The sequence below is a fragment of the Shewanella morhuae genome, assembly GCF_003028295.1.
Lineage (GTDB): Bacteria > Pseudomonadota > Gammaproteobacteria > Enterobacterales > Shewanellaceae > Shewanella > Shewanella morhuae.
The window spans coordinates 870,131-896,918 of the sequence record NZ_PYSG01000003.1 but is presented as its reverse complement, the minus strand read 5'-3'; the positions used below and the strand labels follow the sequence as shown (position 1 = coordinate 896,918).

Sequence of the window (26,788 nt, the reverse complement as noted above, 5' to 3'; positions counted from 1 at the left end):
CTACTTATCACCCGCCAACAGTTCTAATGTAATGTCGTTGAAGGTCAACACGCGACCACCATATTCTTTGGCAAAGGCTTCGGCGGCGGCCTGAGTACTAAGAGGAGCAACCGCGGGTCCCATCACGGCTTTTTTAGTCGTGCCATACACATAAAATGCACTTTTTGCATCGATAAACGCGCTATCGTCTGGCTGTTCCCAATGGGTCGTGGCGGCGTCATGCACCATCATATAATCAATCTGGCGCTTGTTTTCACTTTGCAAAGCAAAGTTAAACATATCGCGGCTAGAACAAAATTTAGGCACCATTTTGTCAGCTTTGAGGTGTACTTGCCCTTTGGGGCCAGGGTATTTAGTGATCACCATGCCGCACAAATGACATCGGTCATGTTCATGGATCATCTCGGCTTGGTGGATTTGCTCGGTCGCCTCACTTTTATGGCCACTAAATAGCAAAGGTATTAACAGTAGTAACCCATAGTACATCTTCATCTTATTGCTCCTGTTGAATAAAGAATCAACACCTCGTCAAGGCACCTTGCAGGGACAGTCCTGTACGACGAGGGTTGATAAAAAATGACATCCGGCCGCCAACTAACTGAAGTTTTTAAATCCCACAGCTTTATGCAGAATTAAACTGTACATAATTACGTTTTAAGGTAATCACACCTCGTTAAATATTGACTTAAAAGACTTTATCTAGCGGTCTAATATGAAACATGATTCACTTACTCAAAGTGATTAATGACTCGATGCACTACCACTTTCATTCAATTTTATTTGCGCTTTTTCTATGGCGGTATAAATCGTATCGCGGTTGATATCAGCACTTGGCTCTGCCAACAATTGCTGCCAATGACTAATGGCCTCACTATAGCGAGCGTTCAGATAGGCATCGGTGGCGAGTAGCAAGCGTGTTTGAGGTTCTGTAGGCCATAAAGCCAGCGCTTGATTGATCACTTGTGTGGTTTCAGGGCTAATTTGGCGTTGATCGCGGTAGTAAAGCGCATTAGCTTTACTGCCGAGCACCTCGGCATCTTCACCCGTCAGCAGTAATAATTTGTCTAAGGTTTGCACCGCATCAGCATACAAACCACCAGCACTATAGGCCTGTGCCAGAGACATCAACGCCAAGGTATTTTGCGGCTCTTTTTCAACCAAACGAATCCCCTTGGTAATATCGGCCGCGACTAAATAGTCAATATTTTCATCAACTTTACCTTGGTTCCAATCGTGAAAACGGCCAGTTTGGCTGTAAATAGCTAGGGTCAGTAGCACCAGTAGCGCGCCCATTAACAAAGGTGCTTTAGCGGATACGGCAGGTAATTGCGCCATATCTTGTGCAAGATTTAAGCGGCGGTGTTGCCAATAAATATAAGCAACAAACAGCCCCAAACACATGCTAATTCCTAACCCTAGATCCACGGTTCTATCCCCTAAACTGAGCGCCTGTTATCGTCATCAATACCGCGAATAGCCACTATTAACTGTGACCTGGCATCATGCTTTTGTTTTTTATCTCTTTCATTTCGCTCGGGGTTTCAATATTTTTAAGCTCAACATCAAACACCAAAGTGGATTCAGGCGGGATCACCCCGACTGACTCTGCGCCGTAAGCAAGACTGGCCGGGATCACAAAGCGATATTTAGCGCCCTTAGGCATCAGTTTGATCCCCTCTTCCCATCCGGGGATCACTGACATCAAGGCAAAACGCGTCGGCTCTTTACGACCAACGGTGTTTTCAAACTCAGTGCCATCAATCAGTTTGCCCACGTATTCCACTGTCACAACATCTTCTGCTTTAGGTTTATTACCTGAACCTTGGTTGAGGACTTCATATTGCAAACCCGATGCTGTGACCTTAACACCAGACTTTTTCTGGTTTTCCGCTAAAAAAGCGGCGCCGGCTTTTTTGGTTTCTACCATTTGTTTTTCAGCGACTAGCGTTCTAGCGGCGTTCAGTTCTTCAGCCCGCTGATTAAGGTAGGTCAACACTTCTTCATCGGTCAGTTGTTGTTTATCTTTGAGAGCATCGATAAAACCTTGCACCACCAAATCAACATTCACCGCTGAACCCAACTCAACTTGGTTATAGACTTGACCAGAAATGTAATTACCGATGGATGCCCCCATGCTGTATGAGGTTTTATCGGCATCGGTTTGCAAACTGGGCGCTGCAAAACTTGCCATAGAAATAAAGAGTGCCGCACAGGTCGCCACTGTGACGGTTTTTGGAATAAAAGAAGTTGGCATACGTGTTTTCATATTATGTTCTCTTTAGTAATTAACCCTGTGAGTTTCACTTTTTGACCCGCAAACTAAACTGACGATAAATCTTGTCTTAACTATGGCTTTTCAATGACTCGGCCTGACATGCGCCAGCCAAAAATGCCGTCAGCCATATGCCGCACACCGGTGTAACCTAATTTCATGGTTTCTCTGGCGGCCATATTGCTGGTGGTACACAGGCGATTAGCGCAATAAAACACCATCACCGCATCTTTATTCTTTGGAAGTAACTCTCTCCAATTCTGCACATTGAAAAAAACCGCCCCGGGGATAAAACCATCCGCCCATATTTCCAGCGTATTTACGTCAAAAAAATAAACCTCCTGCTGCCCGACTAATGTTTCGGCTTCCATCATTGAAATTGGGTTAAGTTCGATTTCGTTATAAGGCACTTCGGACATCTCAGAGCCACCACCCGCCACCACAGGCATTGCCATAATACCCATAGCTAAGATCACTAAGGTTTGAGTAAGGCTGCGACGCAGTAATGTATTCATAATCTGGTTCTCAAATTCCCCGACACCCAGAGGTGTCGGGGATAACTAGGGCTTACATTAAACTAGGCTTTTTTTGCACTTAGGCCTTTAGCATCAATAATGGCTTGGGCTTGAGTAACATAGGTCAAAGCTGCGTCTAAACGTTTGAGTGAGTAACGAGCACCGTGTGCACCCCATGAACCATCATCTCGAATGAGCTTGATGACTTCTTCGGCTTTATCGGTAAACATCAACACCTGCGCTTTGTCTTCTGTCGATAACTTAGCCTTTGACATTGACTTATCGATACGAACGAGTGCTTCCTCTACTTGTGCAAAGGTTTCTTTCACTGGCTTTTGCCACTTCTGAACTTTGCCATAGATTTCCATTTGGTCTTTGAAATGCAGACCGGCTGGCAACTCTGATTGGAATTGGCTATGACAACCTTTGTTGTCAACCACATCGTGGTCTGACACTGAGGTACGGGCACAAGTCCACATTAAATCGAGGTAGTTATGGCCCTGCTCATCTTTCGCTACAGTCCAACCTTTAGTAGAAGATTCGCGTGACTTACCTGCTGGTGGGTTGAGTGTTTTACGTAATGGATCCACATCAATTTTCCACATGTGGGATTTACGTACGTTATCAAAGCCCGCCATGTCAGGCACCTGAATAGCGGTAAAGTTTTCACAGCTTCCCATGTTTGGCATGTGGCAGCTTTGACAGGTTTGCTTACCATGCGTCTTAGTGTTTTTAGCAATTTCAGCCTGTGCAGCATGGCAGTCGGTACACTCTTTCACTAACTTAGGTTTCGTGATACCAGCCTTCCAATCGCCATCGGTGACTTCATGCGGATCATGACATGTCGAGCAGCGCATACCCTTGTCGTAGTGAGCAGAGGCAAACATTTGCGAGCCTTCAGTACCACAAGATGGGCATGATGACTTCATCTTCACGTTGAAGGCATATTCCAGCTTTTCTTTACCTTGAGGTGTTTGGGCTAGCTCTTCAACAAAGTTGAATCGCTGGTGACAACGCTCACAGTTTGAAGGCATGCCGCCGCCAATACCGCCATCTAAGTGACCCCCTGCGCCATGACACTCTTCACAGGTAATACCCAGTGAAACAGTGTGTTTTTGCAGTTCTTTAGGGTTGCCTAACGCAGCAAAGAACTCTTCTTTGGTTTTAAAGTCAAATTTGAAGCTATGGCACATTTCGCAATAGGAGCTAGCTGGTTGGAATAAAAACTCCTTTTCATACTTAGCGCCGTACGAGCTCATGCCCCACTGGTGTGAACCACTGGTACCAAATCCTTCCATCGTTGTTGGGAAATCAGGGACGACTTTTTGGATTTTCTTTGCCATTTCAGGCGTTAACCATTCAGCCCAACCACGGGAGAATTGGTTACCACCGGCCACCATAGTACCGGTACCGTCTTTAAGCAGACCATCGCGAATATGGTAAGTACCGCGAACTAAATAGCCATCAATAAAGCCATATTTGGTTCTTGGTGTTCCCACTGTGGCGTAAATGGCGTCTGGCGTAATACCATCTGGCAGAATCGACGTATCTTTAGTGCCATACATTGTTTTTTCTAAATCGTTATCGACTTCTGGGTGGTTACCAGGGAAGCGTAAGGTTTTAGAATGGCGTGAACGTTTCCATTTTTCATACTGTGGGCCATGGCATTCACCACATTTTTCAGGCCCAACAAACTTATTAGGGAAATCCAATATCGACTTAGCGCCAAGTCGATATTGCAGTGCCATAGGGCGATTACCCTCTTGGTGTTGGCTATATTTTTGACTGTCACCACCGTGTAAATATTCTTCCCCACGGTCACTGACTTTATAAGTACCCTTTAGGCGGCCAGCTTCTGCATATTTAAATACCGGATGATTTTCAAACAGAAAATCAAATAACTCTTTTTCTTGAACGATATAATCCTGAAGGGTTCTCACACCCCGAGATTCAAATGTTACATCGGGATTGGCCATAATAGCTTGCGCCTCGGCACTTTGCTGTTTATTGCCATAACCGGGCTTGACGTCTCCTGCAGACTTAGCGTCAGACGCTAACCCTACCGCACTGACGACAGTGCCTAAACAAAACAGCACACTTAATGCTGCCTTGGATTTCCATCGTTTCATCATTCACTCCTAATTATCATTAGTTTTATATTTTTCACTGAACATAATTGTTCTCGGAACGACACAAACAATTGATCAGTGACTGCATGATGAAGAACGACGGTGATGAAAAATCAGAGCTAGAGCACATTAAATTCTTATAAACAAATCAAGATAACAAGCACCACATTTAAATCAAAAAAATCAATAACATAATCAAAATAACTTGTTAGTTTTTTAGAACAAAAAACACCATTTTTAGTTCTAAAACAATCTAAAAATAACTTTTAACTTTAAAAAATATTCAACGAGACAAATAAAGGAATTAATAAAGGAATAGATCACATTTTTTAAAACAGCATTCGAATAACCTTGATCAACAAAATAGCGAATCGCCAACATAAAATATAAAAATCAATTTAACCAACCATCAATTCATTACTAATGGCTTAATATTTGACACTTTATAACGACTTAATAATTAATAATAACTTAACACTTGCCAATAACTTAATACTTACGCCCTATAGCCATTAAATAGTGTAATAACCAAAAGGAAATAAATAAATGACCGTAATGCTGCCAGAAATAGGACATGTTTTGCTAATTATTAGCACTGTTATTGCACTATTATCGGCATTAATAGCATTCGTCGGCATTTATCGAAATAATGCTTACCTATTAGGATGCAGTCCTATTCTATTTCGGGCATTATTTCTATCAGTATTCACATCGCTCCTCTGCCTCGTTTATTGCTTTGTCACCGATGATTTTTCTGTTGCTTATGTTGCCAACCATTCTAATAGTCAATTAGCGCTGGGATATAAAATCGCAGCCGTTTGGGGTAGCCATGAAGGTTCAATGTTATTTTGGGTATTTGCCATTGCGCTCTGGGGCGCCATTATCAGTTATCGTCTATCGATAACCGATTGTACCCACGCTAACAGCAGTGACCGCTACCAAGATGCGTTGTATTTTGCCAGGTTACTGGCGATTTTATCCTTAGTGATCCTCGGCTTTAACCTGTTTTTACTGTTTACCTCTAATCCTTTTGCTCGTTTATTACCTGATTTTCCGATTGAGGGGCGCGATCTCAACCCCATATTGCAGGACATAGGGTTGATACTGCATCCACCTATGCTCTTTCTTGGCTATGTTGGGCTGACCGTTTGTTTTGCAGCGGCCTTAGCATCACTACTCGGGGGGAAATTTAATGCTCGCCAAGTCAAGCATTTACAACCTTGGGTACTATTCGCGTGGATTTTTTTAACGGCGGGTAATGCCTTCGGCTCATGGTGGGCCTATAACGAATTAGGTTGGGGCGGGTGGTGGTTTTGGGATCCGGTAGAAAACGCGTCTTTTATTCCTTGGCTGGTCGCGACAGCGTTAGTGCATTCCGTCATATTAACCAAACGCAGTCAGGGCTTTAAGATCACCACTTTACTCTTGTGTCTATTAGCTTTCTCGCTGTGTTTACTCGGCAGTTTCTTAGTCCGTTCTGGCATAGTGCAGTCGGTGCACGCTTTTGCCTCTGATCCCACCCGTGGTATGTCAATCCTTTGTTTACTCGTGCTTTTTGTCAGCGCCGCTTTACTTATTTTTGCGCTCAAAGCCCATACCTTTAGGCAAGATGTCAGCTTTGCGCTTTTCAGTAAAGAAACCCTCTTGTTGCTCGGCATTATTCTTTTAGTGGTAGCTGCATTCTCAGTGCTACTGGGGACTTTTTATCCCTTACTCTACGAACTACTCGGTTTAGGAACGCTTTCCGTTGGCGCGCCTTATTTCAATGCGATCTTTGTACCGCTCACCTTTTTACTCGTGTTGTTAATGGGTATCGCTCCCTTAGCCCAGTGGCAAAAGGCATCAAAAGCGCAACTTAAGCCCTTGCTCATTCCGGGTATATTGGTATTAGCCTTAACCTTATGGATAAGCTTTCAAGCCGCCAAAGGGGACTATTTATTTTTAATGCTTGGCACTGCAGCAGCGCTTTGGTTACTGGTTTGTTTATTACTCACGCTGATGGCGGCATTAGGATGCTATAAGCAAACCAGCAAAAATAATCCCGTAAGCGTTAATGCTGACAATACAGTAACCACTCTTTCTAAACGCCGCTTGGTGGCGATGCTAATCGCCCATTTTGGGGTGGCTATTACGATTACTGGCGCTACGGCTGTATCATTTTTTGAACAAGAAGCCCTGCTTCGAATGGGACCTGGGCAAGGTAAACCACTAGCGGGTTATGTACTGGTTTATGAAAGCACTGAAAATGTTGATACCAATAGTTTTACCGCTATCCAAGCCAATATCAGTATTCGCGATGCCGCCCAAGATGAGCGAGTATTAGCCTATGTTACGCCCCAACGGCAAACCTTTAAAAGTAATGGTATGGAAATGTCCCATGCTGGTATTGACCACGGTCTATGGCGGGATATTTACGTTTCAATGGGCCTACAACTGAGTGATAACGAATACCTTATCCGCATCAGCTATAAACCTCTGGCGAGTTGGATATGGCTTGGTGCCTTATTCATGATATTAGGTGGTGCTATCGCGGCGTGGCCCGCTTGCCGCCTTGGCTATCTATCTGATGTTGAAGCTTTAGATGTTAAAACCTTAGATATCGAAAACTTACATAACCCATCAAATCCACTACCGCAGGAGAGTATTGCCTAATGACCCCCTCATTTCGCTCACCTTACCTCAGTTTTTTAATGGGGTTACTTGTTATCACACTATTTTTGGGAGCCGCGATATTTTTCTTTATGGCGCAAGAGCGACCAATCGCTAAAGTGTCTAATCAACAACAGGCTATGGATATCAGTAAAGTGCTGCGCTGCCCTATGGCAACCAACCAAAGCCTATTTGAGTCTCAAGCCCCTATCGCCCATGAGCTTAAAGCGCAGATATTTACCATGCTGGAACAAGGGCAAAGCCAAGACGAGATTATTCATTTTATGGTGCAACGCTATGGTGAAAAAATCCGTTATCAGCCCGAACTTAAAGGCTCAACCTTGGCGTTGTGGTTTGGGCCATTACTGTTCCTATTACTCGGTGTAGGGATTTGCCTTGCGCTCACTAAACGTAGTGCACCACGCCCTACTCTTTAAAAAATAGAGGATTAATCTATGAAACGATATTTGGTTAGGCTCACGCTGCTGTGTGGTTTTGCTCTATTAAGCACCATAGTCCAAGCCCACTCTTTACAAAATAAACTTTACGATACTGGTGAAGCCATTCCTAAGCCTAGGGTAATGACTGGCTTTGTTGAAATGCAGCACGCGCGCGGAGTGCCAAATGTGCTCTTTCTCGATGAGGCAGGACAAACTCAAACCCTAAAGCAGCACCAAGGCAAACTGGTGTTAGTCAATCTTTGGGCAACTTGGTGTGTACCTTGTTTACGTGAAATTCCACAACTGCAGCAGCTTAAGCAACAATATCAGGACAAAAATATTGCCATAGTGCCAATCTCTATCGATGAGGATCTTAAAGAAGTTCGTCCGTTCCTCACTAAACACAATTTTAAAGACTACCAAACTTGGTTTGACCCAACGCAAAACATAGAACAAATCATTCCTGCAAACGTGGTTCCCGCGACGTATTTTTTTGATGCTAAGGGTAATCTGGTGGGCTTTGTTCGCGGATATTTAGACTGGGGTGATAAAGACGTAGCACCTTACCTAGACCAGTTGATTGCCAAGTACGGCCAATAACCAACAGGTTAATCAGTAAGTTAATCACTAAAATCTCCTTCGGTACACACCACCCGTAATTAACCGAAGCCCGCTGCACTAATATTAGCAGCGGGTCTTTTTATACGCTTGACCCCATCGCGGAACTTTGTATTTCGCGGCGCATTTCTTTAAAATTGCCGCCAAACTCTTTATATCAAGGCAAATCAGATGAAACTCACCCGCTTAACACAACCTATTTATGACCACTTATATCGTGATATCAGTGAGTTTCGTAGCACCTTCGACTTGCCCGTTAATGATGTTAATTCATTAGATGACAAGGCCGATACCTTACATACGTCCTTGATTATTGAAGAACTCACTGAGTTAACTGAAGCCGATAGCCGTATCGAGCAAGCCGATGCCATCGTCGATTCTGTTTATGTATTAATGGGACGTTTAGTACATTTAGGTGCCAAGGCAGTAACTGACAGGCTCGAAATCAGCTACCTGATTGACTTGTTGCTTTGCGTGGCTAAAAACCGTGAAATTGATTTTATAAGCTGCTGGGATGAAATCCATTCGAGCAATATGAGCAAAGTGTGCCGCAACGAACAAGAACTGGCTGAGACGATTGCCTTTTATGCCAAGCAAGGTGTAGACATTGTCGGCAGCCAACAGGGCGACTTCATTATTGCGAAATGCGCTAAAGATGTGCAAATGGCCGGTAAAGTGGTTCGCCAAGGCAAGGTACTAAAATCGGTATACTACCGCCCAGCGGATCTCACTAAGCTGGTTAAAGCCTAAGTTTTATAACTTTGTTTAGGGCCTGTTATTTACAGGCTCTTATTTCGCTCAAGCGATTATCCAGCAGTAATGACTTTTCAGCGTGTGTTTTAACGAGGCAATCCGTATGAATCCTGCGAAAGTAGTGCGTGCTGAGGTGAAGCAATTAACTGATTTGCCGAATATTGGCAAATCCTGTGCGGCGGATTTACGTTTGCTTGGTATAGATAAACCAGAGCAACTGCTGGGGCAAAATCCCTACGACCTATATCAAACCCTATGTAACAAAACGGGCCAGAGACACGACCCGTGCATGATCGATGTGTTTATCTCCATTACCCGTTTTATGGCGGGCGAAGATGCTAAACCTTGGTGGTTTTACACCGAAGAGCGCAAAAATACCTTATGGCAGACTAAGCCTTAGCTTTTAGCTTCACGCCTATTTATCACTTTGTATTATTTCAGGTTCTTCCCTTAACCATTCCCGCCAAATCGCCACCAGCAAGGCCATCAACACTGGGCCGACAAACAAACCAACAAAACCCATGGTTTTTACGCCGCCAATCAAGCCAAAAAATGTCGGTAAGAAAGGCAATTTAATTGGCCCACCAACCAAATTCGGCCGCAGGGTTTTATCAACAATAAACAGCTCTATGCTACCCCAGAGGAACAAACCGACACCCGCAGTCGTATCGCCAGTGCCGACCAAATAAAGTGAAATTAAGGTAAACATGGTGGGCGCGCCGCCGGGAACCAAAGCCATAAAGGCGGTAAATACCCCAAATGCTACGGCCGATGGCACACCGGCAATCCAATAGGCAATCCCTAACACTATGCCTTCACCAATGGCGATAAGCGTCATGCCAATAACAGTCGAACTGACCGTAGCTGGCACCACTCGAGAAAAGCTATGCCAACGGGCGGGTAGCACTCGCTCACCGATAACATCCAATTGTTTCGCCACTTGTTCACCGTCTTTATAAAGAAAAAATAAGGTGATCAGCATAAAAATCAACGTCAATAATAAGCCCAACGTGTTCCAGCCCAACTGCAATACCCAACGGGAAATGCCACTTAAGTTCTGACCGCTGATGGCGCTGATGATTTTGCCTAATTCGTGTGGCTCACCGATAAATTGCTGCCATTGCAGGGTCAGCCACTCACCCATCCAAGGTAAATCTTTGATCCACACCGGCACAGGCGAGCCGTGTTGGTTAGTAAATACCAACCAATCAACCCAGGTTTTAATCTCTTGTAACGCATAGGAAAATACCAACACCAGCGGGATAATCAGCCCAAGCACGATGCAACACAACGCAATGGTCGCCGCCAATGCAGTGCGATTCCCGCATTTTGCCAATAGTTTTTGATACAGGGGCCAACTCGAAAAACACACGATCAAAGCGGCTAAGGCGGGCACTAAAAAGTCGATAAAAAAGAACACGCCAGCACACAACAGCAAAATCAATAGGGTACGACCAATCGCGGCATTACTAAAAATTGGCGTCATAGGGCTAAAATTTCCCACAATAAAAACGAATGATAAAGTAGAAAATACTCGGCATTACGCCAAAGTCCTAACGTTATAAAGGAGTTATTGAACTGACAACTGCTCGACAACTTTCTCTGACTGGCTAAAATCAGTAATTCGCTGCATTACTTTACCATCCTTGATCCAGAGTAAAGTCGGAATATTTCGAATGTTAAAATGATTAAACAACACGCCTAACTCATCGATACTAAAGTCTATTTGTGTTTTATACAGCTGCTTAAAATCCGCCAGTGCTTTATCGTCAGTCCACAGGTGATTTACCACGCCATGCCAGGCTTTATTGGGTAGTTTTTGCACGAGATCATTTAAACCATTTTGCACAGCAACACACTGTTTAGACATCTCAGGACGGCTCTCGGCTAAGTACCAATCGCACCATGTTGCAGTAAAAAACAGTAAATGCTCACCCTGAACCCAAGGTTTGAGTAACTTAGCCGTTTGCTCCGCATTAGGCGCCTCTGTTGTCTGCGCGGTCAACTCTTGGCCACTGGCTAACATATCAATAAATTTATCTAAATTAGCATCTGACTCGTGGCTAGTGTAAACCACATCACCCGCACGATTAATTAATACGCTATAGGGCGTGCCGACCAAGCCTAAAGCCACACCTAACTCGCCTTCATTATCTAACCACACGGGCATAGTCAGCCCAAAACGCGCGATAACCTCAGCGATCTTAGGCTGCTCTTCATTAATATTGATGTTCACTGCGACGATATTAATCTTGTCCTGATACTTCTTCTGCAGGGCTTCAAAATGTGGCATTTGCTCCATACAAGGCTGGCACCAAGTAGCCCAAAACTTTAGGTATATCGGCTTGTCACCCGCCACACTGGCTAAGGTCACTTGCTGCTGATCTGGATAGGTTTTAAGTGTGATTTGTTGATAGGCTTTATCGCCCGCAAATGCAGTAAAACTCACAACGGCAAGACACATAACAATGATTTGACGTAACAACATAACGTTATCCTTAAATCTATAGAGGTCAGCAACATCTATGACCATCGATATTAATCATTTGAAGCCGTGCTACAGACTCATGCACAGGCTGAAGGAACGGCTGAATTAAGCCGTTGAGCTTAACTCGCGGTAAATCATTAGACGACGAGTATAAACCAATGTACCACTAATTTAGCTATGTAAAATGCAAGTGTTAGAGAGTAGATAATGGCAAAGATATCGCAACTTATCACAATGGCACTCTGTGATACCTAAATCATCAAGTGCAAGATATTAAATATAAGGCATTAAACATAATTATTTAAAATCAAATTCTTACAATAAAATATTTGTTATATAAATCCAACCTAGTATGCTTTTCGTAACTCGTGGATTTGGCCAAGCGCATCAGCGAATACTTGAGGATCATCCACAATAAGGTTGACCACACTGAACGACTCTGGCAATTGGCCCATGCCACCATAATAAGTTTGGGACTGCTTAAAAATCAGCTGCACATTCGCGGTATCGCCACGGCCTATTGTCAATATTTCTGAAGCACCGCCCACTTGCTGTGGCTGCATATGAGTCGTAAACATCCCTAATTTCAGTTCATTTATCTGGGTTAAATCAATCGACATAAAACCCCAGATACCATTATTGATCATCAGCTTACCTTCCTTTTGGTACAGGGAGTAATAACGACTGATGCGGTAATTGGCAGCGATGAATACCACTGAATACAAGATCAAACCAGAAACGAATACGGCAGCAATATGACTCACATCATCCAGTAGCATGTAACTTAGTGTAGAGGCCGCGATTAAACACATTATGATGACTAAAGCATGCCAAGGTTGGCCACTCAGTAACTTAAGCGGTGTGATAGATACTGGGTGGCGACGGGAAAAATAAGGGATAGCGTAATACCAACTCGCGGGCTCTGTAGCCAGTATTAAACCTAAGGTCAGCTTCTTATCATCAGGCATTTGATTCTTTGGTAAATCAGTGTTTGATGCGCCCTCAGTATTAAGTGCTCTTAGTTGTTTCACCGCATTGCTCTGATCTTGCGCCACTGTGGCAGCATACTGAGCAATTATCGCTAATCTTGGGTCATCAGAAGCCTTTCTCGCCTGCCACAACCCCTTAATAATGCTCACCATCAAGTACAGTTCGATGATCAGTAATACCGCGATAATAGGGAAACGTAACCAAGCGATAAACTCGAAATACTCTGCAATTTGAGGAGGATAACTGAGGCGAGCCATGAGGCTGCTCAAACTTAGAATGACTAATATTTTCCAGCTTTTTTGCTTACCAATTTTGATAACCCAATACCAATAAAGCAGAGGTAACAACACAAAATATAGTGCACTGACGACAGCCAAAAACAACTGGTCACTTGTTTGCGTTAACTGTTCTGGCACGATATTAAACCCAATAAAATACACAGTAACCATCAATATGAGGAAGGCTATTCGATATTTAACTGGGCGTCTTAGGCGTATTTTTAGCATTTAACATCCCTGTAAGTTGAGCTATACAACAAATGACAGCTATACATAACTGCCAAAACCATAATAGTGATAACCAATAAAGTTGCTTGGCTTATCAAATACATTGGGGCAACAAGAATGAATACAAGGCTGGCTTAAAAACACTCAAGTAGATGGTTAAACCATCAAGCCTAAAGCTAACAGCTTTGTGAGCTCTGCAGCGGGAATAGCTTGGCAGCCTGAAGCATTTTGGCCACACCACAGTGGGCTAAAATCATCCAATCCTTGCTCTTCTGCCGCGCTTCGCAATACGGCAACAGCACTTGCTGCAAGAGGGAAATCGGGTACGGCTTGGTTGATAGGCCCAAGTTCAGCCATAAAGCGATTCACTATGCCGCGTGCGGGGCGACCAGAATATAAGTTAGTCAGCGCAGTATGCTGCGTGGCCTCACTTTGCAGCGCGGCGCGGTGAAGCTTACTGGTAGTGCATTCAGGGCAAAGTAAATAGGCCGTGCCGACTTGCACCGCCGAAGCGCCCATTGCCATCGCGGCGCGCACGGTTTTGGCATCAACTATGCCACCTGCGGCGATAACGGGCACAGCAACGGCGGCGATGATTTGCGGCAATAAGCTAAAAGTGCCGAGCTGCGCAGTTAAATCATCGGATAAAAAATTCCCTCTATGGCCACCAGCCTCTAAACCTTGAGCAATAATAGCATCCACGCCATGCGCCTCTAGCCACAAGGCTTCTGCCACTGTGGTTGCGGTAGAAATCACTTTAGAGCCCCAAGATTTGATCTCTAGCAGCAAATCATCATTGGGTAAACCAAAGTGAAAACTCACAACTTCGGGTTTAAATTTGGCTAACACTTCAGCCTGAGCACTGGTGTAGGGCGCGCGTTGTGCTCCCGCAGCTTGCGTATCAGGATGGATACCCAGCTCAGCAAAATAAGGCGCGAGTTGCTTGAGCCACATGGCTTGTTTTACCGCTTGTGGTGCGGGCTCTTGATGACAAAAGAAGTTTACATTGATGGGCTTAGTCGTTTGGGTACGAATATGCGTTAATTCAGTGTGCAAAGCCTCAGGGGATAACATGGCGCAGGGCAACGACCCTAAAGCGCCCGTTTGCGACACGGCTATCGTTAAGGCACTGCCCTGAACACCTGCCATAGGCGCTTGAATAATCGGTAATTTTATCCCTAGCAATCGGGTTAACTGACACGACATATATCACCTCATTTGATGGTTTATTCCTTTGGCGATTAATTCTAATATTCGCAGTTTAAACTTAGCGACTCACATCAAATACAACATTGAATACGTTGCCACCGCTATAAAAATACTATCGCGATATTAAAATGTAACCATTTGGTATTGGTAGACGCAAGCCTAAATGCGCTTTTGCTCCACTCTGGCGGTAAGTTCTGCGTGGCTTTCTTTACGCTCACTGTATCTGTCGGTTAAGTAATCCACATTTCCCCGCAGTAACAGAGTAAATTTCATTAACTCTTCCATCACATCCACAATGCGATCGTAATAGGCTGAAGGTTTCATCCGCCCTGCTTCATCAAATTCTTGCCACGCCTTCGCCACCGAGGACTGATTTGGGATCGTGAACATCCGCATCCAGCGACCTAATATCCGCATTTGATTGAGGGCATTAAAAGATTGCGAGCCGCCACTCACCTGCATAATGGCCAAGGTTTTACCCTGTGAAGGACGAATTGCCCCCTCACTCAGCGGGATCCAATCAATTTGGGTTTTCATTATGCCGGTCATAGCACCATGACGCTCGGGTGAGCACCACACCATAGCCTCACTCCAGCGCACCATTTCCCGTAACTCTTGCACTTTAGGGTGCGTATCGGGGGCGTCATCAGCTAACGGCAAGCCTGATGGATTAAAAATCCGTACCTCAGCACCCATGCTAGTGAGTAACCGTGCGGCTTCCTCGGTAGTTAAGCGACTGTAAGAGCGTTCACGCACTGAGCCATAGAGCATGAGCACTCGAGGCGGATGCGCCTCTGGCGACAGCATAAATTGCGCCGCCTGAATGCGACGGTCTAACAACTGAGGCTGAAGTGCTGGCATGGGCTCTGGCACGTTATCTGAAGCTGACACGTTATTTAAAGAAAGTGCGTTATCTAATAGATTCATTATGTTAACCTTTTTCCCTTTATATCAATCACAGCGTCTCCATCTTCTTTGCTAAAAGCACCTTGCTGCGCGTTAGGTAATATATCCAACACCAACTCAGAGGGGCGGCATAACCTTGTGCCAAGTGGAGTCACCACAATAGGGCGATTAATTAAAATCGGATGGGCCAACATAAAATCGACCAATTCATCGTCGCTAAAACGGTCATTGGCAAGCCCTAATGCTTCAAAAGGCGCCACATTGGTGCGCAGCAGCACCCTTGTTGGTATGCCCATAGCAGCAATCAAGGTAAGTAACTCGGGCCGCGATGGCGGGGTTTGAAGATAATGAATAATGTCAGGCTCAACACCGCTATTACGAATAAGCGCTAGCGTATTGCGCGAGGTGCCACAGTCTGGATTATGAAAAATACGAATAACGCTGGCTGCTTGCATGATTTTCTCTCTATTCAACAAAATTTAGTTAACTATCGGTACTCAGCACCTAATATTGCGCGCCTAGAATAGTCCGTTACATGCTCAATAAAAGCCGCGTTAAAAAGACAGACGAACCGCCAGAGCAACAAGGGTCACTAACAGTATCGGTAACGTCATCACAATACCGACTCTAAAATAGTAACCCCATGTAATAGTGATATTTTTTTGTGATAGCACATGCAACCATAACAAGGTGGCTAAACTACCAATTGGAGTAATTTTAGGCCCAAGATCGCTACCAATAATATTGGCGTACACCATAGCGTCTTTAATCACACCGCTGGCTTCGCTGGCCTCAATCGACAGGGCGCCAATCAGTACAGTCGGCATATTATTCATCACCGAAGATAAAAATGCCGTCAAAAAGCCCGTGCCTAAAGTCGCGCCCCAGATACCGTATTGTGCGAAGGTATTGAGTATATTCGCCAGTAAATCCGTCAGGCCCGCATTGCGTAAACCGTATACCACCAGATACATGCCGAGCGAAAAAATAACGATTTGCCACGGCGCTTGCTTGAGCACCTCAGTTGTATCGATAACCTTACCGCGACGGGCAACGCCCCAAAGAATCAAAGCGCCAACAGCGGCAACCACACTCACGGGGATACCTAAAGGCTCTAGGGCGAAAAATCCAATCAAGAGTAACGCCAACACCAGCCAACCCACCTTAAAGGTTTGCGGATCGCTAATTGCCTCATTGGGCGACTTTAGCTTAGCAATATCGTAAGTAACTGGAATATCTTTACGGAAAAACCAGTGCAACATACCTAAGGTCGCCACAATTGCCACCAGATCAACTGGCAGCATCACGGCGGCATAGTCCATAAAACCCAGGTTAAAAAAGTCTGCCGAGACAATGTTCACCAGATTAGACACTATCAGCGGCAAACTAGCGGTATCGGCAATAAAACCCGCCGCCATTACAAAGGCTAGAGTCGCACCGCGGCTAAAACCGAGCGCCAATAACATCGCAATAACGATAGGCGTGAGGATTAACGCCGCGCCATCGTTAGCAAATAATGCCGCCACGCAGGCACCGAGCAAAATGATATAACTAAACAGCCAGCGCCCTTTGCCATTGCCAAAGCGGGCCACATGCAATGCCGCCCACTCGAAAAAACCCGCTTTATCTAATAATAAACTGATAATAATCACTGCGATAAAGGTGGCCGTCGCATTCCAGACTATCTGCCATACCACAGCAATATCACTCAATTGCACGGCGCCTGTGGCAAGCGCCATAACAGCACCAATCGAGGCGCTCCAGCCAATCCCTAAGCCCTTAGGTTGCCAAATCACCAAGATTAAGGTCAGTGTAAAAATCGTTATCGCCAGTAGCATGGTCTTCCCCGCAATACATACATTTGAAATGCACCCGAATACACATATGAATTTTCGGATGTGTATCTGTAAAATTTTTTAGCGTATTACAGACAAGATAAATGACCTTGTTGCAGCCGCTTAATGAGTTGGTTGGTTTCAATCAACTGACACAGGCCCGCTTGATCAAGAATATGAGCAGCCCACACGGGAATATGCGGCGAGAGGCGATAATGGATCCATTTACCGTCACGGCGATCCAGTAATAAGCCTGATGCTCTTAACATTGCAAGGTGGCGCGATATCTTAGGTTGAGTTTGTTGCATAGCAACTGTGATATCACACACGCACAGTTCACCGGCCTCACGAAGCAAGAGCATAATACTTAACCGCGTTTCATCAGACAGTAACTTAAACAATTGTAATGGTATTAGCTGCGCCATAAACATTCCCTCAATAGAGAGTAAAATCATACTCAATTAAGCCATCGCGTCAACAACATATGCAAAATATCAGATGTGTTCAATACCAGTCACATTAAATATCTAATCAGTTCAGAGCCTCACAGGTATTTCAATCCGAGGCGCATTGACGCAGAAATGGTTATTCCCTTTTAAGTCAATGCAACACGGGAGTGGGATGCCTGTGAGGCTCCCAAAGGGCGGGTTTCAACGCGCTTTATACTGCGTTTAAGGCTTTCGACAGAGCACCACTATGTCTTCAATCCTTCGCCTTGTCTAAAGCGCGTTGAACTCCCGCTGAATGAACAGATATTTAATTCGATTGGTATAACTCTTTTTAAGCATGAATGCCAATCATGTGCCCCACCCAATTCATTCAGTGGCACGCATTGAGTAGCACATATTATTAGTTGTTGATGCAAGTAAAGCTGTGGGGATATCTGGCGTGAGTGATTAATGCGGCAGAGTGACGGATATTACATAGCGGCTGTTGAGCTACAGCCCAACAGCCGCTATGTGCTTAAGCTAATAAATAATCGGCGGCTAAGGTGGTGAATAATACCAACCCCGCCCAATTATTATTGAGGAATGCCTTAAAACACGGTGCGCGCTCGCGGCCAAAAATCAATAGCTGTTGGTAGGTGCTAAAGCCGATAAAAGTCAGTATTCCTAGGCCATACACTAAACCACGATCGGCGCTCCAACCCGCGGCAATAAAGCAGGTTAATGCGCCAAGCTGAAATAAACCGATGATTTGGCGGTCATATTTACCAAACAAAATCGCAGTGGACTTTATGCCTACTTTTAAATCATCGTCCCTATCGACCATGGCGTACATAGTGTCGTAGGCGACAGTCCAACACCAATTGGCGGCAAATAGCCACCAAGCTTCCATCGGCACCGTACCCGTTTGCGCCGCGTATGCCATAGGGATAGACCAACTCCACACTATGCCCAAAAACATTTGCGGCATATTGGTAATACGTTTAGTGAAGGGGTAAATAATGGTGAGGATAATGCCAATAACGGATAACTTAACGACTAAGCCATTGAGTAATAATACTAAACCAAACGCCACTAGGCCTAATATGGCAAACAGTAACAAGGCTTCTTTGCTGCTGATTTCACCACTGGCTAACGGGCGAGATCGAGTGCGTTCAACAAAAGAGTCCAGATCGCGATCGGCATAATCATTAATAATGCAGCCACAGGCACGCATAATTACTACACCCAAAATAAAGATGATTAATACCTTAAAATCGGGCATCCCTCCAGCAGCTAACATCAGTGCCATCAAACATGGCCACAGCAATAACAGCGTACCGATAGGGCGGTCGATTCGAGTAAGACGGGAATACACATCCCACTTCTGCTTTAAATTCATTAACTAGGTACTCCCATTCCTAATATCGGCTCAAGTTTACACTCGATTTTCAGGTGTAACATCATATACCTATGCTTCTCCCGATGCGAATATGCGCCAAAAAGACTGTAACCAAAAACAGTATTTATCACGGCTACGACAGGCATTAAAGCGCTTCTAAACGAGCGTAAGCCACCACTAACCACTTGCTGCCAAAGTCAGTAAAGCTCACTTGTACTCGCCCTTGGGCGCCGCTGCCTTCAAAGTTAGTCACTTTACCTTCGCCAAATTTAGGGTGATTGACTCGTTGGCCAACGTTAAAGCCGGTGTCATTAGTCGCCGCTGACTTTGGGGCGCTAAAACGATTATTTGCCATCGGTGTTGAAACCTGCGCCTTAAGGCGGATTTCATCCACATATTCAGGCGGGATTTCTTTGATAAAACGCGATGGCCGAGCGTAATCTTCGCGGCCATAAATGCGCCGTGATTCTGCATAGGTAATGTAGAGCTTTTCCATGGCGCGGGTCATGCCCACATAGCAAAGACGGCGTTCTTCATCGAGTCTATCGCCTTCTTCGAGTGCCATTTTACTCGGGAAAATGCCTTCTTCAACACCCGCCATAAACACCATAGTGAACTCTAGTCCTTTGGCAGAATGCAGCGTCATTAGCTGCACCGCATCGGTAAAGGCATCGGCTTGGCCTTCGCCCGCTTCGAGCGCCGCGTGGGAGAGAAAACCGTTAAGTTCACCCATGTCCTCCAGCTCTTCGGGCATCTCAAAAGTACGTGCCGCCGTGACTAATTCTTCTAAGTTTTCGATTCTGGCGTGGGCTTTTTCGCCCTTTTCAGCTTCATACATGGCCTTAAGACCCGACGCTTGAATCACAGTATCTGCCATGCGATACAGCACCATATCTTGGGTGTCTTCACGCAGTGTCATAATTAAGTCCATGAAACCACGTACAGAATTTGCCGCGCGACCCGCAAGCACTTTTTCGTCGAGCAAGCGCACGCTCGCCTGCCACAGGGTTAACTCATGCTGACGCGCCGTAGTGCGCAAAATATCCAAAGTGCGATCGCCAATACCACGGGGCGGCGTGTTAACCACACGCTCGAACGCTGCATCGTCATCTTTGTTATTAATCAGCCGCAGGTAACCCATGGCATCTTTAATTTCTTGGCGCTCGAAAAAGCGTAAACCACCATAGATACGATAGGCTAAACCTTTGTGTAATAAGGCTTCTTCTAATACCCGCGACTGAGCGTTTGAACGATATAAAATCGCACAATCACCAAGATTGCCGCCCTTTTCGTGCCAATCATTAATCCGGCCGACAATAAAGCGCGCCTCATCCATTTCGTTAAAGGCGCAATAGAGCGAAATTGGATCGCCATCGGCTTCATCCGTCCACAACTCTTTACCCATACGCTCTGGGTTATTGGCGATTAAGGCGTTGGAAGCTTTAAGAATATTGCCTTTAGAGCGATAGTTTTGCTCAAGGCGAATCGTGGTCGCCGTTGGGAAATCTTTTAAGAATCGATGTAGGTTTTCAACCTGAGCGCCGCGCCAGCCGTAAATCGATTGGTCGTCATCACCGACTATCATCACATTGGCAGTTTGACCGGCAAGCACACGGATCCACGCATATTGAATGGCGTTGGTATCTTGGAACTCGTCCACCAAAATATGCTTAAATCTGTCTTGATAATGGGCCAACAAATGTGGCTTATTGAGCCATAACTCATGGGCACGTAATAGGATTTCGGCAAAATCGACTAAACCTGCGCGGTCACAAGATTCTTGGTAAACCTGATAGATTTTTAGCAGATTTTGCTCAAGCGGAAAACCGCCCGCATCGATATGTTTAGGGCGTAATCCTTGGTCTTTTTTACCATTGATATAACCCTGAGCTTGGCGTGGAGGATATTGTTTCTCATCCAAATTCAAGCTTTTAAGAATACGTTTGATCAAGCGCACTTGATCGTCAGAATCGAGGATTTGGAAGCTTTGCGGTAAACCCGCATCTTGGAAGTGAGTGCGTAACAAACGATGCGCCAAGCCGTGAAAAGTGCCAATCCACATGCGGCCCATATTGGTGCCAGCGACTTTTTCAACTCGCTCGCGCATCTCAGCCGCCGCTTTATTGGTAAATGTCACCGCGAGAATCGAGTACGGACTCTGCTGTTCAACCTGCATCAGCCAAGCAATACGGTGGGTCAACACCCGAGTTTTACCACTGCCCGCGCCCGCCAACACTAACATGCTAGATTGCGGTGCCGCGACAGCCTCGCGCTGCTTATCATTCAGGCCGTCTAGTAAAGAAGATACGTCCATTCTCGCCTCCAAAAAATCGAGGGGGCATTATAGCAGAAGAAAACCCGCCTGCGCGTTTGATCCACAATACAAAGCCATAAGATAAGAGCCTCAAGACAAGAGGCATAAGACTAGAGCCATAAGGTGAGTGGTATATTGCCGCACCTTGGTTTGTGCTTTCTCTGCAAGAATGCCGCAGTGCTGAATCGAACTTCACAGATGTGAATGGCTTGGCTGACAAAGCCTTTGCAAGATAAAGAAAACTAAATAATTGATGGCTCGTTAAGTTTCTGCCTTCTTATAGCCGTCATTCCCGCAATGCTTGTGAGCGGGAATCCAGCTTTTCGGTAACAGATCTTTGTCTCGAGTAGGAATTAAACAAGGGCAAAACTGTATTAATGATTCATAGAAAGGGGGTTCATCATTCTGTTTCAACGATTAAGCACTGTCATTCCAGTGACACGCAGCAAGCACATCCCTGTGTGCTCGACCGTGACATCCCTGTCACGGACGGTCACTTCCATGTCAGTGCTTAATCTTGCTAACCCCCACAGTAATCTGCCCCCCTTCTTACAAGCATGCACCCTCTTAATTTAACAATGCGTGGTTCGTTAATTTCTCTGTTTACTCTTCAGCAAAATAATCAGAATCAATTGCCTTAACGGCATACAGCTCGCGAGTCGAAACACCGACATTGTGATCTATCATCAGTGTGGCCAGTTCATGTCCGTCGATAAGGACGATGCGTTTTTCAATGCGGGTAACAAAATCACGGGCGTCTTTACTGAAATTGGAGATGGTAATAAACACCCCTTTGCGAGCGCGGTGCATATCGAGTGCGCCAGCAAAGGCCTGAATATCTGGCCTACCAACTGTGTTGTCGCGGTAGCGCTTGGCTTGCAGGTAGATGGATTCAAGCCCGAGCTTATCCTCTTTGATGATGCCATCGATACCCCCATCGCTGCTGTACTGGGTCGCCTGCCCGGCATCCTTTTGGCTGCCGCCGTAACCCATGGCTAGCATTAAATCGACCACCAGCTGCTCGAAAAACTTAGGCGATAGTGTGTGGATTTGTTCAAGTAGCTCATCGGCGAGGGCTGAGTTAAGGGCGGAAAAGGCTTGTGCCATTAACTCTGTTGGGGTTTGAGTATTATCGTTATGGCTGATACTGGCATAACGCTCTACTTTACCTTGATCAGTTGATTGCTCGTGGTGGGAACTTCTAAAGTCATTGAAGGTGTCAAACAGGGATAAGTAGTCGTTATTAATAAGCTGCCCACTTGCTAGTGCTTCTCTTCCTCTGTTGGTTATTTCGCAGATACCACGTTTAGGTTGCTGGATAAGTCCCGCTTTAACCAGATAGGTTTTAGCCCAGCCTACTCTGCTGCGAACATAGGTTAGCTTGCCACTGGGCAGGGTGAGCGCAAGCTGCTCTTCTGAAAAGCCATAGAGGGCTGCAACGTCATCATAAACCTGCTTCAGAGGTTTTTGCTGCCCGTCAACTAAGACCTTAAGCACTGAAGGCATCATCTCTTCATAGCTTGGAATTGTATCGACCATCCATGTGCCTCGCTTCTTATTATTTTGTGGCAAAAACTGCAATGGTAATCACCTAAAAGCTTTCGAACCTCATATTCAAAGTAGAGCAATTAAACGATTACACCGATTAGATTAGAGCAGATAATTTTTAGGATTGTGTCAGAAAAGATCCATCTAATCCAGTTAGATAAGACACAGCCTTTGTACTAAGCTGTCACGCAGTTGGTTGGCGGTATCCCTTGGGGTATCTTCAAAGCCTTTGTAGGTTTTCTTGGCAGGTGATTTGGCGATGTAAATACTATCTCTTCGTCGTTTGAAAATTGGAGTTAAACGCTTCAAAAAGAAAAGGACATCCACAACTCTTTAATGCTTTAAGTGACCAATCAGACAACTCAAAATCGACGGAATACGCATCCCCTCGGAGTTGCCGCAGGGCGAATAGAGCTCTTGATTTAATAAAGAGCGCGTGCGTCTCGGCATGGTCGTTCACGTGCATCCATGTACTTCACGACATTCAGGCATCCTGCCTATCAGATGCCGAGATAGCGTCAGTCGAATCAGGGACGAGCGTCTGACGCGATAGCATAAGAACGCTTAATGCCCAAGGGGCTTTCAACTCCGTTGGGGGGCGTCATGGCTGAGTGGTTATAAATAGGAAGGAGGATAGGACGAGCAGTCCTTCTTGGTCGACACTTGATTAAAAATCAGGGGGTGAAGCCCCACGACTTTGACTTTGATTAAATAATTCAAACAAGAGTTGGGACTGTAACAGGAGTAGCTGCGCTTAACACGACTACCTGAAATAGATAGTAATGCATCGAAACTCAACCCTCTTTCTCGATGAGAATAACTTTAGGTAGCGGCGGATCGCGGTTAGAATACTCACCCTGTTTTTCTTGGTTACTTTTTCGGAAACAATAATGTCCCATTCAGCGCTTAATTCTTTTGATGATTTTTACCAGCTTTTGGCTGACAGCTTGGCGAAGAATAGTCTGATCAAACTATTGTTGAGTAAGTACCGAGGGGCAGATAAAAGCCTGCAGCGCATTACGATTAGGCCGATCAGTTTGCAAAATGAACCTGTGCTGTCGTTTGTGTATCAACACCAGACAAATCACATCACTAAAAACCTGAGTTATGACGAAGGCTTAGCCAGCATAAAACTGTTACTCGGTAACGATTTTAAGAGTGCCCACTTAGCCACGGCGCAGGCAGAAGTTCAGCTTGAGATCAGCAAAAAAGGCAAAGTCCAAATCAGTACACATAACGTTAAACAAGCCGTCGCGGCGCCGTTAGAACATGACCGTGAGAAAAAGCGTTTTGTGGATATCCAGCGCCCCTTCCTGACTCAGCTCGGTGTGACTGACAGCCAGCATAATCTTATCCCTGCGATGTCGCGCAAATGGAAACAAATCAATAAGTTTATTGAGGTTTTCAGCCAAGCACTCGAAGCTTCACCCCACAAGAATGACCAACCGATCAATGTGGTCGATTTTGGCTCAGGCAAAGGCTATCTCACTTTTGCAATCCATGACTACCTGCGCCACAGCCTACACAATGATGCACAGGTGACTGGGGTAGAATTGCGCCAAGCCTTGGCCGATTTATGTAATGAAACGGCGGCAACGCTGGATCATCAAGGATTGTCGTTTGTTTGCGGCGATGTGAGAACCCATGCGCCTAAGCAAACCGATGTGATGATCGCCCTGCATGCCTGCGATATCGCTACTGACTATGCGATTCATTATGGTATTCGCGCCAATGCCGACATCATCATGTGTTCGCCTTGCTGCCATAAACAAATTCGCCCGCAGATGCACAGCCCAGAGTTGTTCAAACCTATGCTGCAATATGGGGTGCACATGGGCCAACAGGCTGAAATGGTGACGGATTCATTACGTGCGCTATTTTTAGAAGCCAATGGTTATGCGACTAAGGTGTTTGAATTTATCAGCCTAGAACATACTAATAAAAATAAGATGATTTTGGCGGTGAAAAAGCCACAACATAATCAGAAAGACAGCACCGCAATACTCGCGCAAATTGCTGACATTAAAGCCTATTACGGTATTACTGAACATTGCTTAGAAACCTTACTCGCGCAAACCCAAGCCGATTAACGGCCGGCGGTTTACTGGCAAAGGATTAAAATTTTGCACTCATGACAACCCCGTTGAAATTGAGGCAATCGTTAATTCTTTGCTGCTGAACCGCGCTGAGGGTATCGATATCGTAGAAGGCAAACTCTGAATGTTCGTGGCTTAAATGGATTGGCAGTGGCGCGCCTTCTGCCCCATTTTTTGCCAACTCAAACACCTCAGGCCCATCAGGCAATTGCAGTTCACAACGAAAGATAAAAGCTTGGGATTGATAAGCACTGTGATAATACACGCCGCTCAAATAGTTGACCTGCACACTTAAGCCTAATTCTTCTTGGCATTCGCGCACCAAGGCCTCATGAATCGTTTCACCGGGCTCGAGTGCGCCGCCGGGTAAGCCCCAAGCAAAGTTACCGTAATTAGCCTTAAGCAACAGCACTTGTCCTTGTTGATTAGTGATCACCGCGTGGCTACTCAGTCTAAAGGTATCGTTAAAGGCCACTCAGTTATCCTTCTACAGTGTATTTAAATACCGTGTATTTAAGTGCTGTGTATTTAAGTACGTGCAGGTAAGCTCAGAGCATTTATGTTTGATATACATTTGAAATACCAAATAAAATCACTTCGCCGCAAAGGTATTACAACTGGCGAGATTACCCGACTCAAACCCTGTCTTAAACCATTTAACCCTTTGTGCGGAGCTGCCGTGGGTAAAAGCATCGGGCTGTACAGCGCGACCCGCCATTTTTTGTAAGCGATCGTCACCCACAGCGCTGGCAGCGGCAATGCCTTCGGCGACATCGCCCGCTTCAAGTAAATTAAGTTGTTGATTAACGTAATGCCCCCAAATACCCGCATAGCAATCCGCCTGTAATTCAAGTGCGACACTCAATTGATTCGCCTGCACTTTACTTGCACCTTGCTGTGCTTGGCGCACCTTAGCATTAGTACCCAGCAGATTTTGCACATGGTGGCCAACTTCATGGGCAATCACGTAAGCAAAGGCAAAATCACCGGGGGCGCCTAAAGTTTTAAGCTCATCAAGAAAACTCAAATCAATATAAACCTTGCTGTCGGCGGGGCAATAAAAAGGCCCTGACTGCGCCTGTCCCATACCGCAGCCTGTGGAGGTCATATTGCGATAAAGCACTAACTTGGGCTCTTTATACTGTCCTTTTAATAATTGACCCCAAACCGTTTCGGTGGTGCCTAAAATGGCCGCGACAAACTGAGCATTTTCATCTTGGGCAGCGGTTGTTGAGGCTGATTGCGCTTGGCTTAAATTAGATTGAGTGCTCGGGTCAAGTGACAGGCCGCCAGTAAAATATTGAAAAGCAAAATAAATGCCACCAATCAGTAGCACTACTCGGCCGATTTTAGTTCTTAATAAAAAAGGCAAAAAACGCATTAACAAAACAACAGGCATACCCGCCGACGCCATTTGCTGGCCGCGTCTATCTTCCACATTGGAGCTTCTTTCAATATCACGCCAGCGCATAGCACTCCTTACTCTCGTTACTTATTAAACAGTTAATGGCACCGTTAGTTAAATCACTCTTTAAACCGCTTATATATTGCCTTCAAGCACTTATCACGGACGATCGCATTATGTCGCTGCTGTATGGTGCGTGAATGCGGCTTTAGTGAATGTAAAATAACACACCTTACGTATCTGCAACGAGCATATTGCCAGTGATAGGTTTTAGCCAAGTGATATCAA

24 protein-coding genes are annotated in these 26,788 nt (G+C 45.3%); 6 read left to right on the top strand and 18 right to left on the bottom strand.

Translation table 11 applies throughout. The features are described 5' to 3' along the window. The 5 genes from C9I43_RS18580 to sirA all read right to left on the bottom strand — a co-directional run bounded on the left by C9I43_RS18580 (position 1) and on the right by sirA (position 4,916). Positions 1-492 carry a nitrous oxide reductase accessory protein NosL gene (locus tag C9I43_RS18580; RefSeq protein WP_107885122.1) on the bottom strand — a complete coding sequence of 164 codons (492 nt, stop codon included), beginning with the start codon at positions 490-492 and terminating at the stop codon, positions 1-3. A gap of 249 nt (positions 493-741) precedes the next feature. Beyond that, on the bottom strand, positions 742-1,425 hold the full coding sequence (locus C9I43_RS18575; RefSeq protein ID WP_258192033.1) for a tetratricopeptide repeat protein: 684 nt from the start codon (positions 1,423-1,425) through the stop codon (positions 742-744). 58 nt (positions 1,426-1,483) lie between these two features. Beyond that, positions 1,484-2,266, bottom strand: coding sequence for an FKBP-type peptidyl-prolyl cis-trans isomerase (locus C9I43_RS18570; RefSeq protein ID WP_076499372.1), 783 nt, complete (start codon positions 2,264-2,266; stop codon positions 1,484-1,486). Positions 2,267-2,346: 80 nt separating this feature from the next. Next, complete coding sequence (locus C9I43_RS18565; RefSeq protein ID WP_076499375.1) at positions 2,347-2,787, bottom strand: rhodanese-like domain-containing protein; 441 nt, start codon at positions 2,785-2,787, stop codon at positions 2,347-2,349. 62 nt (positions 2,788-2,849) lie between these two features. Next, positions 2,850-4,916, bottom strand: a complete 2,067-nt coding sequence (sirA, locus tag C9I43_RS18560) for a dissimilatory sulfite reductase SirA (RefSeq protein WP_107885118.1) — start codon at positions 4,914-4,916, stop codon at positions 2,850-2,852. 546 nt (positions 4,917-5,462) lie between these two features. On the opposite strand from sirA, the gene C9I43_RS18555 reads away from it, so the two are divergent. The 5 genes from C9I43_RS18555 to C9I43_RS18535 all read left to right on the top strand — a co-directional run bounded on the left by C9I43_RS18555 (position 5,463) and on the right by C9I43_RS18535 (position 9,776). Next, entirely contained in the window at positions 5,463-7,568 is a 2,106-nt protein-coding gene (locus C9I43_RS18555; RefSeq protein WP_107885116.1) for a heme lyase CcmF/NrfE family subunit, read from the top strand. Continuing rightward, positions 7,568-8,002 carry a cytochrome c-type biogenesis protein gene (locus C9I43_RS18550; RefSeq protein ID WP_107885114.1) on the top strand — a complete coding sequence of 145 codons (435 nt, stop codon included), beginning with the start codon at positions 7,568-7,570 and terminating at the stop codon, positions 8,000-8,002. The genes C9I43_RS18555 and C9I43_RS18550 overlap by 1 nt, the downstream gene beginning before the upstream one ends. 18 nt (positions 8,003-8,020) lie before the next feature. Continuing rightward, positions 8,021-8,605, top strand: coding sequence for a TlpA family protein disulfide reductase (locus C9I43_RS18545; protein WP_107885112.1), 585 nt, complete (start codon positions 8,021-8,023; stop codon positions 8,603-8,605). Between the two features lie 189 nt (positions 8,606-8,794). Next, positions 8,795-9,373, top strand: coding sequence for a nucleoside triphosphate pyrophosphohydrolase family protein (locus tag C9I43_RS18540; protein ID WP_076499385.1), 579 nt, complete (start codon positions 8,795-8,797; stop codon positions 9,371-9,373). 106 nt (positions 9,374-9,479) lie between these two features. Further along, positions 9,480-9,776: a helix-hairpin-helix domain-containing protein gene (locus tag C9I43_RS18535; protein WP_107885110.1), complete on the top strand. Its 297-nt coding sequence runs from the start codon at positions 9,480-9,482 to the stop codon at positions 9,774-9,776. Between the two features lie 15 nt (positions 9,777-9,791). Here the strand turns inward: C9I43_RS18535 and C9I43_RS18530 are convergent, their stop codons facing one another. The 11 genes from C9I43_RS18530 to C9I43_RS18480 form a co-directional block, all read right to left on the bottom strand. Next, entirely contained in the window at positions 9,792-10,862 is a 1,071-nt protein-coding gene (locus C9I43_RS18530; protein WP_107885108.1) for an AI-2E family transporter, read from the bottom strand. An 84-nt stretch (positions 10,863-10,946) separates the two neighbouring features. After that, positions 10,947-11,864, bottom strand: a complete 918-nt coding sequence (locus C9I43_RS18525) for a TlpA family protein disulfide reductase (protein ID WP_107885106.1) — start codon at positions 11,862-11,864, stop codon at positions 10,947-10,949. A 347-nt stretch (positions 11,865-12,211) separates the two neighbouring features. Continuing rightward, complete coding sequence (locus C9I43_RS18520; RefSeq protein ID WP_107885104.1) at positions 12,212-13,360, bottom strand: hypothetical protein; 1,149 nt, start codon at positions 13,358-13,360, stop codon at positions 12,212-12,214. A 156-nt stretch (positions 13,361-13,516) separates the two neighbouring features. Then, positions 13,517-14,566, bottom strand: coding sequence for an NAD(P)H-dependent flavin oxidoreductase (locus C9I43_RS18515; protein ID WP_107885102.1), 1,050 nt, complete (start codon positions 14,564-14,566; stop codon positions 13,517-13,519). A 162-nt stretch (positions 14,567-14,728) separates the two neighbouring features. Continuing rightward, a complete protein-coding gene (gene arsH / locus C9I43_RS18510) occupies positions 14,729-15,430 on the bottom strand; it encodes an arsenical resistance protein ArsH (RefSeq protein ID WP_107885230.1) in 702 nt (233 codons plus the stop codon). Positions 15,431-15,495: 65 nt separating this feature from the next. Then, positions 15,496-15,930 carry an arsenate reductase (glutaredoxin) gene (gene arsC / locus C9I43_RS18505; RefSeq protein ID WP_107885100.1) on the bottom strand — a complete coding sequence of 145 codons (435 nt, stop codon included), beginning with the start codon at positions 15,928-15,930 and terminating at the stop codon, positions 15,496-15,498. A gap of 99 nt (positions 15,931-16,029) precedes the next feature. Further along, positions 16,030-17,313 carry an arsenic transporter gene (locus tag C9I43_RS18500; protein ID WP_107885098.1) on the bottom strand — a complete coding sequence of 428 codons (1,284 nt, stop codon included), beginning with the start codon at positions 17,311-17,313 and terminating at the stop codon, positions 16,030-16,032. 86 nt (positions 17,314-17,399) lie between these two features. After that, positions 17,400-17,735, bottom strand: coding sequence for a metalloregulator ArsR/SmtB family transcription factor (locus tag C9I43_RS18495; protein WP_107885228.1), 336 nt, complete (start codon positions 17,733-17,735; stop codon positions 17,400-17,402). Positions 17,736-18,273: 538 nt separating this feature from the next. Continuing rightward, positions 18,274-19,137: a 4-hydroxybenzoate octaprenyltransferase gene (ubiA, locus tag C9I43_RS18490; RefSeq protein ID WP_107885096.1), complete on the bottom strand. Its 864-nt coding sequence runs from the start codon at positions 19,135-19,137 to the stop codon at positions 18,274-18,276. Positions 19,138-19,282: 145 nt separating this feature from the next. Further along, positions 19,283-21,451 carry a DNA helicase II gene (gene uvrD / locus C9I43_RS18485; RefSeq protein WP_076499403.1) on the bottom strand — a complete coding sequence of 723 codons (2,169 nt, stop codon included), beginning with the start codon at positions 21,449-21,451 and terminating at the stop codon, positions 19,283-19,285. Between the two features lie 603 nt (positions 21,452-22,054). Beyond that, entirely contained in the window at positions 22,055-22,990 is a 936-nt protein-coding gene (locus tag C9I43_RS18480; protein WP_107885094.1) for a restriction endonuclease, read from the bottom strand. An 899-nt stretch (positions 22,991-23,889) separates the two neighbouring features. Between C9I43_RS18480 and C9I43_RS18475 the strand changes: the two genes are divergently transcribed. Beyond that, positions 23,890-25,089: a class I SAM-dependent methyltransferase gene (locus C9I43_RS18475; protein ID WP_107885092.1), complete on the top strand. Its 1,200-nt coding sequence runs from the start codon at positions 23,890-23,892 to the stop codon at positions 25,087-25,089. Between the two features lie 25 nt (positions 25,090-25,114). On the opposite strand, the gene C9I43_RS18470 is transcribed toward C9I43_RS18475, so the two are convergent. Together C9I43_RS18470 and ypfJ are read right to left on the bottom strand one after the other, a co-directional pair. Then, positions 25,115-25,570: an NUDIX hydrolase gene (locus C9I43_RS18470; RefSeq protein ID WP_107885090.1), complete on the bottom strand. Its 456-nt coding sequence runs from the start codon at positions 25,568-25,570 to the stop codon at positions 25,115-25,117. Between the two features lie 117 nt (positions 25,571-25,687). Next, positions 25,688-26,566 carry a KPN_02809 family neutral zinc metallopeptidase gene (gene ypfJ / locus C9I43_RS18465; RefSeq protein ID WP_076499413.1) on the bottom strand — a complete coding sequence of 293 codons (879 nt, stop codon included), beginning with the start codon at positions 26,564-26,566 and terminating at the stop codon, positions 25,688-25,690. Positions 26,567-26,788 lie beyond the last annotated feature (222 nt).

What these genes read in the sequence shown, in the direction of transcription:
- C9I43_RS18580 (WP_107885122.1), bottom strand. Translation starts at nt 492, where the DNA reads ATGAAGATGTACTATGGGTTACTACTGTTAATACCTTTGCTATTTAGT.
- C9I43_RS18570 (WP_076499372.1), bottom strand. Translation starts at nt 2,266, where the DNA reads ATGAAAACACGTATGCCAACTTCTTTTATTCCAAAAACCGTCACAGTG.
- C9I43_RS18565 (WP_076499375.1), bottom strand. Translation starts at nt 2,787, where the DNA reads ATGAATACATTACTGCGTCGCAGCCTTACTCAAACCTTAGTGATCTTA.
- sirA (WP_107885118.1), bottom strand. Translation starts at nt 4,916, where the DNA reads ATGAAACGATGGAAATCCAAGGCAGCATTAAGTGTGCTGTTTTGTTTA.
- C9I43_RS18555 (WP_107885116.1), top strand. Translation starts at nt 5,463, where the DNA reads ATGACCGTAATGCTGCCAGAAATAGGACATGTTTTGCTAATTATTAGC.
- C9I43_RS18550 (WP_107885114.1), top strand. Translation starts at nt 7,568, where the DNA reads ATGACCCCCTCATTTCGCTCACCTTACCTCAGTTTTTTAATGGGGTTA.
- C9I43_RS18545 (WP_107885112.1), top strand. Translation starts at nt 8,021, where the DNA reads ATGAAACGATATTTGGTTAGGCTCACGCTGCTGTGTGGTTTTGCTCTA.
- C9I43_RS18540 (WP_076499385.1), top strand. Translation starts at nt 8,795, where the DNA reads ATGAAACTCACCCGCTTAACACAACCTATTTATGACCACTTATATCGT.
- C9I43_RS18535 (WP_107885110.1), top strand. Translation starts at nt 9,480, where the DNA reads ATGAATCCTGCGAAAGTAGTGCGTGCTGAGGTGAAGCAATTAACTGAT.
- C9I43_RS18530 (WP_107885108.1), bottom strand. Translation starts at nt 10,862, where the DNA reads ATGACGCCAATTTTTAGTAATGCCGCGATTGGTCGTACCCTATTGATT.
- C9I43_RS18525 (WP_107885106.1), bottom strand. Translation starts at nt 11,864, where the DNA reads ATGTTGTTACGTCAAATCATTGTTATGTGTCTTGCCGTTGTGAGTTTT.
- C9I43_RS18520 (WP_107885104.1), bottom strand. Translation starts at nt 13,360, where the DNA reads ATGCTAAAAATACGCCTAAGACGCCCAGTTAAATATCGAATAGCCTTC.
- C9I43_RS18515 (WP_107885102.1), bottom strand. Translation starts at nt 14,566, where the DNA reads ATGTCGTGTCAGTTAACCCGATTGCTAGGGATAAAATTACCGATTATT.
- arsH (WP_107885230.1), bottom strand. Translation starts at nt 15,430, where the DNA reads ATGCCAGCACTTCAGCCTCAGTTGTTAGACCGTCGCATTCAGGCGGCG.
- arsC (WP_107885100.1), bottom strand. Translation starts at nt 15,930, where the DNA reads ATGCAAGCAGCCAGCGTTATTCGTATTTTTCATAATCCAGACTGTGGC.
- C9I43_RS18500 (WP_107885098.1), bottom strand. Translation starts at nt 17,313, where the DNA reads ATGCTACTGGCGATAACGATTTTTACACTGACCTTAATCTTGGTGATT.
- C9I43_RS18495 (WP_107885228.1), bottom strand. Translation starts at nt 17,735, where the DNA reads ATGGCGCAGCTAATACCATTACAATTGTTTAAGTTACTGTCTGATGAA.
- ubiA (WP_107885096.1), bottom strand. Translation starts at nt 19,137, where the DNA reads ATGAATTTAAAGCAGAAGTGGGATGTGTATTCCCGTCTTACTCGAATC.
- uvrD (WP_076499403.1), bottom strand. Translation starts at nt 21,451, where the DNA reads ATGGACGTATCTTCTTTACTAGACGGCCTGAATGATAAGCAGCGCGAG.
- C9I43_RS18480 (WP_107885094.1), bottom strand. Translation starts at nt 22,990, where the DNA reads ATGGTCGATACAATTCCAAGCTATGAAGAGATGATGCCTTCAGTGCTT.
- C9I43_RS18475 (WP_107885092.1), top strand. Translation starts at nt 23,890, where the DNA reads ATGTCCCATTCAGCGCTTAATTCTTTTGATGATTTTTACCAGCTTTTG.
- ypfJ (WP_076499413.1), bottom strand. Translation starts at nt 26,566, where the DNA reads ATGCGCTGGCGTGATATTGAAAGAAGCTCCAATGTGGAAGATAGACGC.